The sequence below is a fragment of the Klebsiella sp. B345 genome (genome assembly GCF_051131735.1).
In the GTDB taxonomy this organism is placed as follows: domain Bacteria; phylum Pseudomonadota; class Gammaproteobacteria; order Enterobacterales; family Enterobacteriaceae; genus Klebsiella.
In genome coordinates this window covers 3,179,518-3,193,216 of record NZ_CP180443.1, presented here as the reverse complement: position 1 = coordinate 3,193,216, position 13,699 = coordinate 3,179,518, and the positions used below count along the sequence as shown (strand labels likewise).

Here is a 13,699-nt window from a genome sequence, read left to right as displayed (position 1 = left end):
CCCACACTCCGTTTCATCTGGTATGACCAGATCACATTGCTGGATTCAGGAGACTGACATGCTCTACAAAGGCGACAACCTGTACCTCGACTGGCTGGAAGATGGCATTGCCGAACTGGTGTTCGATGCCCCCGGCTCGGTGAACAAGCTCGACACCGCTACCGTAGCCAGCCTCGGCGACGCGCTGGACGTGCTCGAAAAGCAAAAAGATCTCAAGGGGCTGCTGCTGCGCTCAGAAAAAGCGGCCTTTATCGTCGGTGCCGACATTACCGAATTCCTCTCCCTGTTCCTGGTACCACAGGAACAGCTCAGCCAGTGGCTGCATTTTGCCAACAGCGTCTTTAATCGCCTGGAAGATTTGCCGGTTCCCACGATTTCAGCGGTGAACGGCTATGCGCTGGGCGGTGGTTGCGAATGTGTCCTGGCGACGGACTATCGTCTGGCCACGCCGGATCTCCGCATCGGCTTGCCGGAAACCAAACTGGGTATCATGCCGGGCTTCGGGGGGTCGGTGCGTCTTCCGCGCCTGCTCGGCGCCGATAGCGCGCTGGAAATTATCGCTGCCGGTAAAGATGTCGGTGCCGATCAGGCGTTGAAAATTGGCCTGGTGGATGGGGTTGTCAAACCGGAGAAACTGCGTGATGGCGCGATCGCGATTCTTCATCAGGCAATCAACGGCGATCTGGACTGGAAAGCCAAACGTCAGCCAAAGCTGGAGCCGCTGAAGCTCAGCAAGATTGAAGCCACCATGAGCTTCACCATCGCCAAAGGCATGGTCGCCCAAACCGCCGGCAAACATTATCCCGCGCCGATTACGGCGGTGAAAACTATTGAAGCCGCCGCCCGTTTCGGCCGTGAAGACGCACTGAAGCTGGAAAATCAAAGCTTTGTCCCGCTGGCGCACACTAAAGAAGCCCGGGCACTGGTGGGGATTTTCCTCAACGATCAGTACGTCAAAGCCAAAGCGAAGAAGCTGACCAAAGACGTTGAGACCCCGCAACAGGCTGCGGTACTGGGTGCCGGGATCATGGGCGGCGGAATTGCCTACCAGTCAGCCTGGAAAGGTGTGCCGGTGATCATGAAGGATATAAATGATAAATCACTGACGCTCGGGATGAACGAAGCCGCCAAACTGCTCAACAAGCAGCTTGAGCGCGGGAAAATTGATGGCCTGAAGCTGGCAGGCGTGATCGGCACGATTCACCCTACCCTGGATTACAGCGGGTTCGAACGCGTTGATGTCGTGGTGGAAGCCGTCGTCGAAAATCCGAAAGTGAAAAAGGCCGTGCTGGCGGAAACCGAAGAGAAAGTACGCCCGGATACGGTACTGGCTTCCAATACCTCAACGATTCCGATCGGTGAGTTGGCCAGCGTCCTGCAACGGCCGGAAAACTTCTGCGGCATGCACTTCTTTAACCCGGTGCATCGCATGCCACTGGTTGAAGTCATTCGCGGCGCAAAAACGTCGGATAAAACCATTGCCAAAGTGGTGGCCTGGGCCAGCAAAATGGGCAAAACGCCGATTGTGGTCAATGACTGCCCCGGCTTCTTCGTCAACCGCGTGCTGTTCCCCTATTTCGCTGGCTTCAGCCAGTTATTACGCGATGGCGCCGACTTCCGCAAAGTCGATAAGGTGATGGAAAAAGTGTTTGGCTGGCCGATGGGCCCGGCATACCTGCTGGACGTCGTTGGCATCGATACCGCACACCACGCGCAGGCCGTCATGGCTGCCGGTTTCCCGCAGCGCATGCAAAAAGATTACCGCGACGCCATTGATGCCCTGTTCGACGCCAGCCGCTTTGGCCAGAAAAATGGTCTCGGCTTCTGGCGCTATCAAGCGGACAGTAAAGGTAAGCCGAAGAAAGAAGAAGACCCGGCCGTTGATGCCTTGCTGGCCGATGTGAGCCAGGCAAAACGCGACTTCAGCGATGAAGAAATTATCGCCCGCATGATGATTCCGATGGTCAACGAAGTGGTGCGCTGTCTGGAAGAAGGCATCATTGCCAGCCCGGCCGAAGCGGATATGGCGCTGGTTTATGGCCTCGGCTTCCCGCCGTTCCACGGCGGTGCCTTCCGCTGGCTGGATACCCTCGGCAGCGCAAAATACCTCGATATGGCGCAGCAGTACCAGCACCTCGGTCCGTTGTATGACGTCCCGGAAGGTCTGCGTAATAAAGCGGGCCATAACGAACCCTACTATCCTCCGGTAGAACCAGCCCGCCCGGCGGGTGTTCTGAAAACGGCTTAAGGAGTCACAATGGAACAGGTTGTCATTGTTGATGCAGTTCGCACCCCTATGGGCCGTTCGAAGGGCGGGGCGTTTCGCCACGTGCGCGCGGAAGATCTCTCCGCGCACCTGATGCGTAGCCTGCTGTCGCGTAACCCATCGCTTGATCCGTCCGCGATTGACGATATTTACTGGGGCTGCGTGCAACAAACGCTGGAGCAAGGTTTCAATATTGCGCGTAATGCCGCGCTCCTTGCCGAAATCCCGCACTCGGTACCGGCAACGACGGTCAACCGCCTGTGCGGATCATCGATGCAGGCGCTGCATGACGCCGCCCGAATGATCATGACCGGGGACGCCAGCGTCTGTCTGATTGGCGGTGTGGAGCATATGGGTCACGTCCCGATGAGCCACGGCGTCGATTTTCACCCGGGGCTGAGCCGCAACGTGGCAAAAGCGGCCGGCATGATGGGACTAACCGCCGAAATGCTGGCGCGCCTGCACGGCATCAGCCGGGAGATGCAGGACCAGTTCGCCGCACGCTCCCACGCCCGGGCCTGGGCAGCCACGCAGTCCGGCGCGTTCAAAACGGAAATCATCCCGACGGGCGGCCATGATGCCGACGGCGTACTGAAGTCATTTAACTATGATGAAGTGATCCGCCCGGAAACCACTGTGGAAGCACTAGCGACGCTGAGACCGGCATTCGACCCGGTGACCGGTACCGTGACGGCGGGGACCTCATCGGCACTGTCGGACGGCGCTGCCGCTATGCTGTTGATGAGCGAAAGTCACGCCCGCGAGTTGGGGCTGACACCTCGTGCACGTATCCGCGCCATGGCGGTGGTCGGCTGTGACCCTTCTATTATGGGTTATGGCCCGGTTCCGGCCTCAAAACTGGCGCTGAAAAAAGCCGGGCTTTCGGTGAACGATATCGATGTATTTGAAATGAACGAAGCCTTCGCCGCGCAGATCCTGCCGTGCATTAAAGATCTTGGGCTGATGGAGCAGATCGACGAGAAGATCAACCTCAACGGCGGCGCGATCGCTCTGGGTCACCCATTAGGATGCTCCGGCGCGCGTATCAGCACTACCCTGATTAATCAGATGGAGCGTAAAGACGCCCAGTTTGGTCTGGCCACCATGTGTATCGGGCTGGGTCAGGGGATCGCGACGGTATTCGAACGAGTTTAATCGGGAGGATATCCCCTCACGCATTGACGCTGTATCGCGGCGGCAACTGAGCACATCCCCGGGAGCATAGATAGCTATGTGACCGGGGTACGCGAGGGCAGCCAACAAAGAGACAGCGTAAAGGCGGACGGGGAAGAGTTTAGTTGCCGTTTTTCCCGCCTGTCAGGGGCGGGTTTTTTATTTCTGCTATCATCCGCCCTCTCCCTTAAGAAGAGGGGGAGACCAATCAGATAAAGGCAAACGCATCGCCGAACAGGCGATCTTCACGAGCGCTACGCTCATTGCAGAACAGCTCACGAGCAATTTTGGCCATCTCGAAGCGACCGGCAATATAGATATCATGCTCCGCCAGCGTGCCGTAATCCTGCAGTACCGCTGTCAACACGGTTCCGGAGCGGCCGCGCCAGTCGTCTTCCGGTTGTTCAACCACCGGTTCAACCCGCAGGCCAGGATGTTCCACGCTCAGCGCTTCCAGCTCCGCCAGATCGTAGAGGTGCTTCGCTTCGCGGCCACCCCAGTAAACGGCGATGTCCCGCTGAGGATTCTGGGCCAGCGCCGTTAGCAGAATAGAACGCACGTAGGAGAACCCGGTCCCCCCGGCGATGAGAATCAGCGGACGATCTTCGTCTTCGCGCAGCCAGGCCTCACCATGCGGGATATCAACCTCAATTTCACGCTCTTTCAGAATGCGATCCATCACCGCCATCGCATACAGGTTGAGCTCAGAAGCACCGATATGGAGTTCAATACATTCCTGCTCCGACGGTGTAGAAGCCATAGAGAACGGGCGCTTATCGCGCTCATCCATTACCACCATCAAATACTGACCAGCGCGGAAAGAAAATGCCGCTTCCGGCACTAATCGAACGCGATATACGGTATCGGTAATCGCCTCCACCGAGGTCACTTTACAGCTTAAGGTTGTCATGCGTCCCCTCTGTCGGGTCTATAGAGCAAAACAGCGGCGTTAGCCCCGCTTACTATTATTTAAAGATAGCCAGCTCATCCCAGATGGCGTCGATGCGTGCCGTCACCTCAGGATCTTTCTTGATTGGACGACCCCATTCACGCTGGGTTTCGCCAGGCCATTTATTTGTGGCATCCAGCCCCATTTTTGAACCCAAACCGGAAACCGGTGAGGCAAAATCCAGATAATCGATTGGCGTATTTTCTACCAGTACCGTATCACGAGCCGGGTCCATACGGGTAGTAATCGCCCAGATCACATCGTTCCAGTCGCGTGCATTGACGTCATCATCGCAGACGATCACGAACTTCGTGTACATAAACTGGCGCAGGAACGACCAGACTCCCATCATGACGCGTTTCGCATGGCCGGCGTACTGTTTCTTCATCGTGACCACGGCCAGACGATAAGAACAGCCTTCCGGCGGCAGATAGAAATCGACAATTTCAGGGAACTGCTTTTGCAGAATTGGCACGAAAACTTCATTCAGCGCCACGCCCAGCACCGCCGGTTCATCCGGCGGACGGCCGGTGTAGGTGGAGTGGTAAATCGCGTCTTCACGCTGGGTAATATGCGTCACGGTAAACACCGGGAAGCTGTCCACTTCGTTATAGTAGCCGGTATGGTCACCATACGGCCCTTCCGGCGCCATTTCACCCGGATCGATATACCCTTCGAGCACAATTTCCGCGCTGGCGGGCACTTCAAGATCGTTAGAAATGCACTTCACCACTTCGGTTTTGGTGCCGCGTAGCAGACCGGCAAAGGCATACTCTGAAAGGGTATCGGGAACCGGTGTAACCGCGCCCAGAATCGTTGCAGGATCGGCGCCCAGCGCCACGGAGACCGGGAAACGCTCGCCTGGATGAGCCGCGCACCACTCCTGGAAGTCCAGCGCGCCTCCACGATGCGAAAGCCAGCGCATGATCAGCTTATTCTTGCCAATCAGCTGCTGGCGATAGATCCCGAGGTTCTGCCGCTCTTTATGCGGACCACGGGTGACCGTCAGCCCCCAGGTGATCAGCGGCGCGGCATCTTCTGGCCAGCAGGTCATGATCGGGATGCGCGTCAGATCGACGTTGTCGCCTTCAATGATTTTTTGCTGGCAGGGAGCGCCGCGCAGACGTTTCGTTGGCATATTCAACACCTGCTTAAACTGCGGCAGTTTATCGAACAGATCGCGAAAGCCTTTCGGGGGTTCTGGCTCTTTCAGGAAGGCCAGTAACTTACCCACTTCCCGCAGCGAGCTGACATCCTCCTGCCCCATCCCCATGGCGACGCGGCGCGGCGTGCCAAACAGATTACACAAGACCGGCATGGTGTAGCCTTTGGGATTTTCAAACAGCAGGGCCGGGCCGCCGGCACGTAAAGTACGATCGGCAATTTCGGTGATCTCAAGATGCGGATCGACCGGCAGGGAGATTCTTTTGAGTTCGCCCTGCTGCTCCAGTAATGTCAGAAAGTCGCGTAGATCATGGTATTTCATGGAGTTGTTATTGACCTCTATACAGGCGGCTGATTATACGGTGTTCGCCGGTGCCATGCTGTACTTTTGTTAAAGTAGCGTGAAAGAATATGGAATTTTTAATTTCACGGGTATTGGCTTTCGCGATCGCTCCAGGCTTTTGTTATGCTTGCTGCTAATAGAGTGGAAAGAGTTATTATGCAAGCTTGGTATTTACTGTATTGCAAACGTGGGCAGCTCCAGCGGGCCCAGGAACATCTCGAGCGACAGGCTGTGAATTGCCTGATGCCGACGATCGCGCTGGAAAAAATCGTCCGAGGTAAACGCACTACAGTCAGCGAGCCTTTGTTCCCCAACTATCTGTTCGTCGAGTTCGATCCCGAAATTATCCACACCACGACCATCAGTGCCACCCGTGGCGTGAACAGTTTCGTGCGCTTTGGTGCCCAGCCGGCTATCGTGCCGTCCGCCGTCATTCATCAACTGTCGGTCTACAAACCGGAAGGTATCACCGACCCGGAGACACCGCACCAGGGCGATGCCGTACTGATTACCGACGGCGCGTTTGAAGGCCTGCAGGCCATCTTCACCGAACCGGACGGCGAAGCGCGTTCGATGCTGCTCCTGAACCTGCTTAACAAGCAGGTGCTGCAAAGCGTCAAAAACACCGACTTCCATAAAGTCTGATCGCCACGTTAAAAACGGATGCCAAATAACGTTCTGACATTGGTATCCGTTATCTCCTCCAGCCGCTGCGCCTCCTCACCACGCCACCCCGCAATACTTGCCAGAATATGTGGCAGGTGAGCAGGTTCGTTACGGCGGGAGGCCGGTTTCGGGCTCAGATCGCGAGGCAGTAAATACGGGGCATCCGTTTCAATCAGCAGGCGTTCTGCCGGGATATCCGGCAGCAGGTTACGCAGCTCGAGTCCGCGTCGTTCATCGCACACCCAGCCGGTGATCCCGATATACAGACCGTGGTCCACACACGCCTGCATTTCGTCGCGGGTTCCGGTAAAGCAGTGCAGCACCGCGCCTGGCAGCTTGTCCAGCCATGGGGTCAGTAGCGTCAGAAAGCGTTCGTGGGCATCACGGCAGTGTAAAAACACCGGCATCTCAAGCTCTGCGGCCAGCGCCAGCTGTGCGCTGAAGGCGGCCTCCTGCTCCTGAGGCGTTGAAAAGTTGCGGTTAAAATCCAGGCCGCATTCACCGACGGCGACCACTTCCGGCTGGCGCGCCAGCTGAAATACCGCCTCCGCCACCGATGCCGTCCAGCTGCTGCTGTCATGCGGATGGACGCCTGCCGTTGACCAACAATGGGCATAGCCAAGCGCCATTTCCCGGGCCTGTTCGCTTTCGTGCAAGTTGGTCCCGGTAATCAACATACCCGTCACGCCTGCGGCCTGAGCGCGGGCTACCACCTCATCGCGATCGCGTGAAAACTGTGAACTGGTCAGATTGACGCCGATATCAAACATCGCTACTCCCATATGACAACCGCCCTGACGGGCGGTTGATTATTCTTCTTTGCTCCCCGCCTCTTCCGCGGCGGCATCCTCGTCACGCGTCATGCGTTTCCCGGTATAGAACCTGGCAAAAAAGACCCCGACCTCAAACAGACAGTACATCGGAATCGCCAGCAAGGTTTGCGAGAAGACATCCGGCGGCGTCAACAGCATGCCGACAACAAAGGCCCCCACTAACACGTACGGGCGCTTCTTACGCAGGTCTTCCGGCGTTGTGACCCCTACCCAGCACAGCAGGACAATCGCCACCGGCACTTCAAACGACACGCCAAAGGCGATAAACAGCGCCATGACAAAATCGAGATAGCTGCGGATATCGGTAGAAACCTGTACCCCTTCCGGCGCCGCGTGCGTCAGGAAGCCAAACGCCAGTGGGAAAACGACAAAATAGGCAAACGCCATGCCGATATAGAACAGCAGCGTGCTGGAAACCAGCAGCGGCATCACCAGCCGGCGCTCATGCTTATACAGTGCTGGCGCAACAAAGGCCCAGACCTGATAAAGAATGACCGGCACGGACAGGATCACCGAAACCATAAAGGTCAGTTTGATCGGTGTAAAAAACGGAGACGCCACGTCGGTCGCGATCATTGTCGCACCCACCGGCATCTGACGAATCAGCGGAGCCGAGACCAGTTGATAGATATCGTTGGCGAAGTAAACCAACGCCAGAAAAATCACCAGAATCGCGACGATGCTATTGATCAGGCGCTTGCGCAGTTCGATCAAATGCGAGATTAGCGGTTGAGTATCTTCTACGCCCATGGTTACGATTTATCACTTGATGCAGGAGTGGAGTCGGAAGCGGTTACAGCCACTTTTTCTTTAGCGGCGGCCGGGAGAGGTTCAGCTGGCGTCGCGGCGTGCGCGTCGACAACCGGCTCTTCCGGTACCTGTACAGGTGCACTGGCCTGGTGCTCAGCCGTGGCTGGCGTAATGTCCTGGCGCTGTGCTTCACTCCCCTTCACCACCGGGTTATGGATCGTGTTTGCTTCGTCGCTGGTTTTCTCAGGGTCGTGGGCGGTATAGGAGCGCTTCATGGATTCCGCGGCTTCACGCAGCTCATCCATGGATGCTTTCAGCTCCGGCGTCAGGTTTTCCAGGCTCGCCTTTTCGACTTTCTTCAGGCTATCCTGGAACTCCTGCAGTTTTAGTTCCTGAGTAATCTCATTTTGTACGGTAGCCGCCAGAGACCGTAGCGTACGAATCCAGCTGGCCACCGTTTTTACCGCGACGGGTAGCCGCTGTGGCCCCAGTACGATGAGGCCAATAACGAACACCAGCAGCAGTTCACTAAAACCGATATCGAACACGAATTACACCTGCTCTTTGTCGTGGCGTTTTGCTTCGTCTTTTTTCGCATCATCCGGCTTATCGGCGATAGATTTCGCCGCGAAATCTGCATCCGGAGCGGATTTTTCAGGCTTATCTTCATCGCTCATGGCTTTTTTAAAGCCTTTAATCGATGCACCTAAATCCGACCCCAGCGAGCTCAGCTTTTTCGTCCCGAAAAGCAGAACCACAATGACGACAACAATTAACAACTGCCAAATACTGATACCACCCATACACATTCCCCTATGACAGATGATGAAGAATTAGCACGCATTATACACGTCAACCTGCGGTCCGCCTCAGTGTCAGGCCACTCGCATGACTCCACGCCACAACGCATGCGCGATAAAAAAGACAATACCTGTCAGCGCGTTTTCCGCCAGCCAATCAACCACGAGACGACGCCTGCGGCCATCAGCCAACCAGGCATCATGCCCCATTCCGGGCGATGGATGAACAGCAGCGTACCACTCAGTAACAGAACCGCACCTATACCAAACAGATATCGGGACTGCCCCTGGCGCACATGTCGTACCTGGAAGTCACGTACAATGGTATCCACACTGGTCTGCAACTGTCGGCTCTGCTGCAACGTCTGATACACCAGTTCAGGGATTTCCGGCATTCTTTCAATCCAGAACGGCGCTTTTTCTTTAAACGCACGCACCAGTGCCGGAATGCCAACCTGATCTTTAATCCACGACTCAAGGAAAGGTTTCGCCGTTTTCCATAAGTCTAACTGAGGATAGAGCTGGCGGCCTAACCCTTCTACGTAAAGTAATGTTTTCTGCAACAACACCAGCTGCGGCTGGACTTCCATATTGAAGCGCCGGGCGGTGTTAAACAGGTTCAGCAGAACATGGCCAAACGAAATTTCCGCCAGCGGCTTTTCGAAGATGGGTTCGCAAACCGTACGGATGGCAAACTCAAACTCTTCCACGTTGGTGTCCGGTGGAACCCAGCCTGAATCGACGTGCAGCTCGGCCACTTTGCGGTAATCGCGGTTGAAAAAGGCGATAAAGTTTTCCGCCAGATAGCGTTTATCTTCTTTGTTCAGCGAGCCCACAATGCCGCAGTCAATCCCGATGTACTGTGGGTTCTCCGGGTGGTCGTAGCTGACGAAAATATTGCCCGGATGCATGTCCGCATGGAAGAAGCTGTCACGGAAGACCTGGGTGAAAAAGACCTGCACGCCACGCTCGGCCAGCAGCTGCATGTTGGTGCCCTGTGCGTTCAGCGCCTCAATGTCGGAGACCGGGATCCCGTAAATCCGCTCCATCACCATCATGTTTTCGCTACAGTAGTCGGAGTAGACCTCCGGTACATAGAGCATCGGGCTGTCTTCAAAGTTGCGCCGTAGCTGAATGGCGTTTGCCGATTCACGCAACAGGTTGAGTTCATCCAGCAGCGTTTTTTCGTATTCGCGAACCACTTCCTGCGGGCGCAGACGGCGGCCGTCGGGTAACAGCCGTGGCACCCAGCGCGCCAGGCGGTAGATAAGCTTCATGTCCGCTTTGATCACCGGCACGATGTCCGGGCGGATCACCTTGATAACGACCTCTTTGCCGTTCGCTTTCAGGCGTGCGGTATGCACCTGCGCAATCGAGGCTGACGCCAGTGGTTCAATAGAAAAATCATCAAACCATGCTTCGACGGGCAGACCGCCCATCGCCTGCTCAATCTGCTGCTTAGCCAGTTGACCATCAAACGGCACCACACGATCCTGCAACAACGCGAGCTGATCGGCAATCTGCGGCGGAAACATGTCGCGGCGGGTGGAGAGCATCTGGCCGAACTTGATCCACACCGGTCCCAGCTCCTGTAGCGCCAGGCGTAAGCGTTCACCGAGTGGTTTGTCTTTATGGCGATTCGGCATCCAGAACAGCGTCCGCCGCCAGAGGCGTAGCGGGAGCGTAATACGCATCCTGGGAATGAGCTCATCCAGCCCGTAACTCAAAAAGGTGCGGATGATAAGATACAGGCGCCGTAATTCTCCTGGCGTCATTTGCCCTCCAGCGTTTCCAGCCGTTTTTCCAAAGCAGCAAGGGTGCGTTCTACCGCGGCCGTCTCTTCACCAAACCACGCCATTTCCAGCGGTCCCGGTGCCAGACGCCACTCTTCGGTCAACGCCTCAGCGACATAGCGCTGCTGGCGCTGCGCGCCGTGCAACAGAAAGCGAGCCCCGGTACGAAACAGTTTACTGAAACCTTCTGCGACGATATCGCCGGTATAGGGTGCCAGTAGCTCCGCGGGATCGAACTCTGCCAGGTCGCATAATGCCACCGTGTTCTGCACCACCTGCAGGTCACCCTGCACTTCCAGGTCACCGCTGCGAATAAGTGCGGTCAGCTGTTGACGATTACGCAGCTGCGGCAGCACGCTGAGACGAGTCATCACGGTACAGTCGGCATCGCCTTCCCAGGCCCCCAGCACGTCGATCTGGCGTTCACTGAAAACCAGCACGACCGGCGTCGACAGCTCTTTGAGCTCAACGCGCAGCACTTTCCCCAGCAGACGCTGGCGTGCAGGTTTTAACGCTTTGTCACGCCAGAGAAAAGTATTGAGGGTAGTTTCAATGCCAGCGGTGACCAGTGGTTTGAAAGGCATACGCTCCCTCCTGTCAGAACTTATAGCCGCGGTGCAACGCAACGATACCTGCTGTCAGGTTGTAGTAGTCAACGCTTTCAAAACCGGCGTCCTGCATCATGGATTTCAGGGTGTCCTGATTCGGATGCATCCGGATAGATTCAGCCAGGTAGCGATAGCTTTCACCATCTTTCGCGACCAGTTCCCCTACGCGCGGCAGCACATGGAAGGAGTAGGCATCATAGGCTTTGCTGAGTGGCTCAATGATCGGCTTCGAGAATTCCAGCACCAGCAGCCGTCCGCCTGGCTTCAGTACGCGATACATGGAACGCAGCGCTTTGTCTTTATCCGTGACGTTACGTAAACCGAACGAAATCGTGATGCAGTCAAAGGTGTTATCGGCAAACGGCAGCGCTTCTGCGTTCGCCTGAACGTACTCTACGTTGCCGACGATACCGATATTACGCAGCTTTTCGCGGCCCATTTTTAACATTGAGTCGTTGATATCGGCCAGCATAACGCGACCCGTTTCACCCACCAGACGGGAGAACTTCGCCGTCAGGTCACCGGTGCCCCCTGCCAGATCCAGTACAGTCTGACCACGGCGCACGCCGCTGCAATCAATGGTGAAACGCTTCCACAAGCGATGAATACCGAACGACATCAGATCATTCATAACATCATATTTCGCGGCCACAGAATGGAATACATGTGCCACCATGTCCGCCTTCTGCTCTTTGGCTACCGTCTGAAAACCAAAGTGCGTCGTTTCTTGTGAATCCTCAACCATCTCAATGCCTGCTTATCAAGAAAATGTTCGTCGAGTGTAACAGATTCAGCGCATTTCCCATACGCTTCAACGTGGCGTTGAGGGCTCTGCAGACATCTTCTGGTGGGCCGGTTCGGAGATAAATTCGTTATCTTCCAGCGCGTTTTCGTCCTCTTCAGAACGATATTCATCATCCTGGGCGGTCGCCTGTTCAACTAAATCAGGATTAATCTCGCGTTTGATCTCCACGCCCAGTTCACGGAAGGACTCGGCTTGCGCCAGCAGGTTGCCGCGCCCGGAGGCCAGCTTTTTCATCGCCTGGCGATAGTTATCCTGCGCTTTGTCGAGGCTCTGCCCGATGGCCGACATATCGTCGACGAACAGCCGCATTTTGTCGTACAGGCGCCCTGCACGCTCGGCGATTTTCTGCGCATTGCGGCTCTGGTGTTCATAGCGCCAGAGGTTGGCAATCGTGCGCAGCGCCACCAGCAGCGTGGTCGGGCTGACCAGCATGATATTGTGCTTCAGCGCTTCGGTGATCAGTTCAGGTTGACGGTCTATCGCCAGCAGGAACGCCGGCTCAACGGGGATAAACATCAGGACATAATCGAGCGAACGCAGGCCCGGCAGCTGTTGATAGTCTTTGCGCCCCAGCAGACGAATATGGTTACGCACCGAGGCGATATGTTCCTGCAGCGCCGCCTCACGAGTGTAATCATCTTCGGCATTGAAATAGCGCTCGTAGGCGACAAGGGTCATTTTGGCGTCAATGACCACATCTTTCCCCTGCGGCAGACGGACGATCACATCAGGCTGCATGCGCGCACGGCCTTCCGTTTCGATGCTCACCTGGGTCTGATACTCGTAGCCTTCGCGCAACCCGGAAGCCTCCAGTACGCGGGTTAACACCACTTCCCCCCAGTTACCCTGGGTTTTGTTATCCCCTTTGAGCGCCCGGGTCAGGTTCAGCGCTTCCTGAGCCATCTGGGCATTCAGCTGCTGCAGGTTGCGAATTTCATGTGCCAGGGTATGCCGCTCACGCGCCTCCTGACCAAAACTGTCCTGCACCTGGCGGCGGAAACCGTCCAGCTGTTCACGCAACGGTGTCAGCAGGCCGTGCAGGCTCTGGCGGTTCTGTTCATCCACGCGGCGGTTGCTGTGCTCAAAAATACGGTTTGCCAGGTTTTCAAACTGCTCGCTCAGGCGCTGCTCGCTGTTGACCATCTGGCGGATTTTATCTTCCGCGTGCATGCGGGTGGATTCAAGGCGAGTGGTAACTTCACGGAGGTCGGCCTCTAGCGAGGTGTTGATTTCACGCAGGCTGCGCAGCTCGTTGTTCAGCAGTTCGCACTCATCGCGCCAGTGGGCCTCCTGCACCAGTTGCTGGCGTGCAGCACTGAGTTCGATATCCAGCTCACGACGCTCTTCGATCAGATCGGCACGGATTTGGTCGGCTCTGGCTTTGGTCGCCAGCCATCCAGCAACCAGCCCGACGGCCAGCGCCACGATGGCACTTATCATAATCGAGATATCCACAACGCCCCCTGCGGCAACGACTTACGGCACAAAAATAGAATTGTGCTGTACAAACGTCCAGTTTAAAAGAAATTTCCTGCGAGGCGCTGCGCAA

At 56.2% G+C, this 13,699-nt stretch carries 13 protein-coding genes; 3 read left to right on the top strand and 10 right to left on the bottom strand.

Translation table 11 applies throughout. The annotated features are described in order from the left end of the window. Nucleotides 1-58 precede the first annotated feature (58 nt). Nucleotides 59-2,248 carry a fatty acid oxidation complex subunit alpha FadB gene (gene fadB, locus ACMYSO_RS15020; RefSeq protein ID WP_434665590.1) on the top strand — a complete coding sequence of 730 codons (2,190 nt, stop codon included), beginning with the start codon at nucleotides 59-61 and terminating at the stop codon, nucleotides 2,246-2,248. A gap of 9 nt (nucleotides 2,249-2,257) precedes the next feature. Then, nucleotides 2,258-3,421, top strand: coding sequence for an acetyl-CoA C-acyltransferase FadA (gene fadA / locus ACMYSO_RS15015; protein WP_434665587.1), 1,164 nt, complete (start codon nucleotides 2,258-2,260; stop codon nucleotides 3,419-3,421). A gap of 226 nt (nucleotides 3,422-3,647) precedes the next feature. On the opposite strand, the gene fre is transcribed toward fadA, so the two are convergent. Both fre and ubiD read right to left on the bottom strand, forming a co-directional pair. Beyond that, nucleotides 3,648-4,349: an NAD(P)H-flavin reductase gene (fre, locus tag ACMYSO_RS15010; protein ID WP_434665584.1), complete on the bottom strand. Its 702-nt coding sequence runs from the start codon at nucleotides 4,347-4,349 to the stop codon at nucleotides 3,648-3,650. A 55-nt stretch (nucleotides 4,350-4,404) separates the two neighbouring features. Then, a complete protein-coding gene (gene ubiD, locus ACMYSO_RS15005) occupies nucleotides 4,405-5,874 on the bottom strand; it encodes a 4-hydroxy-3-polyprenylbenzoate decarboxylase (RefSeq protein ID WP_434637529.1) in 1,470 nt (489 codons plus the stop codon). A gap of 177 nt (nucleotides 5,875-6,051) precedes the next feature. Here ubiD and rfaH point away from each other — a divergent pair, with 177 nt between their 5' ends. Then, on the top strand, nucleotides 6,052-6,540 hold the full coding sequence (gene rfaH / locus ACMYSO_RS15000) for a transcription/translation regulatory transformer protein RfaH (RefSeq protein ID WP_434665581.1): 489 nt from the start codon (nucleotides 6,052-6,054) through the stop codon (nucleotides 6,538-6,540). 8 nt (nucleotides 6,541-6,548) lie between these two features. On the opposite strand, the gene tatD is transcribed toward rfaH, so the two are convergent. The 8 genes from tatD to rmuC form a co-directional block, all read right to left on the bottom strand. Further along, a complete protein-coding gene (tatD, locus tag ACMYSO_RS14995) occupies nucleotides 6,549-7,343 on the bottom strand; it encodes a 3'-5' ssDNA/RNA exonuclease TatD (RefSeq protein ID WP_434665579.1) in 795 nt (264 codons plus the stop codon). A 27-nt stretch (nucleotides 7,344-7,370) separates the two neighbouring features. Next, nucleotides 7,371-8,144 (bottom strand): Sec-independent protein translocase subunit TatC, encoded by a 774-nt coding sequence (gene tatC, locus ACMYSO_RS14990; RefSeq protein WP_123758081.1) that lies wholly within the window; start codon nucleotides 8,142-8,144, stop codon nucleotides 7,371-7,373. Nucleotides 8,145-8,146: 2 nt separating this feature from the next. Further along, nucleotides 8,147-8,692: a Sec-independent protein translocase protein TatB gene (gene tatB, locus ACMYSO_RS14985; protein ID WP_434665575.1), complete on the bottom strand. Its 546-nt coding sequence runs from the start codon at nucleotides 8,690-8,692 to the stop codon at nucleotides 8,147-8,149. Between the two features lie 3 nt (nucleotides 8,693-8,695). Continuing rightward, nucleotides 8,696-8,947, bottom strand: a complete 252-nt coding sequence (tatA, locus tag ACMYSO_RS14980) for a Sec-independent protein translocase subunit TatA (RefSeq protein WP_434586865.1) — start codon at nucleotides 8,945-8,947, stop codon at nucleotides 8,696-8,698. A gap of 131 nt (nucleotides 8,948-9,078) precedes the next feature. Then, entirely contained in the window at nucleotides 9,079-10,719 is a 1,641-nt protein-coding gene (gene ubiB / locus ACMYSO_RS14975) for a ubiquinone biosynthesis regulatory protein kinase UbiB (RefSeq protein WP_434665573.1), read from the bottom strand. Next, nucleotides 10,716-11,321, bottom strand: a complete 606-nt coding sequence (gene ubiJ / locus ACMYSO_RS14970; RefSeq protein ID WP_434665570.1) for a ubiquinone biosynthesis protein UbiJ — start codon at nucleotides 11,319-11,321, stop codon at nucleotides 10,716-10,718. The genes ubiB and ubiJ overlap by 4 nt, the downstream gene beginning before the upstream one ends. A gap of 13 nt (nucleotides 11,322-11,334) precedes the next feature. After that, nucleotides 11,335-12,090, bottom strand: a complete 756-nt coding sequence (ubiE, locus tag ACMYSO_RS14965) for a bifunctional demethylmenaquinone methyltransferase/2-methoxy-6-polyprenyl-1,4-benzoquinol methylase UbiE (protein WP_434586868.1) — start codon at nucleotides 12,088-12,090, stop codon at nucleotides 11,335-11,337. Nucleotides 12,091-12,156: 66 nt separating this feature from the next. Beyond that, a complete protein-coding gene (gene rmuC / locus ACMYSO_RS14960; RefSeq protein WP_434586869.1) occupies nucleotides 12,157-13,605 on the bottom strand; it encodes a DNA recombination protein RmuC in 1,449 nt (482 codons plus the stop codon). Nucleotides 13,606-13,699 lie beyond the last annotated feature (94 nt).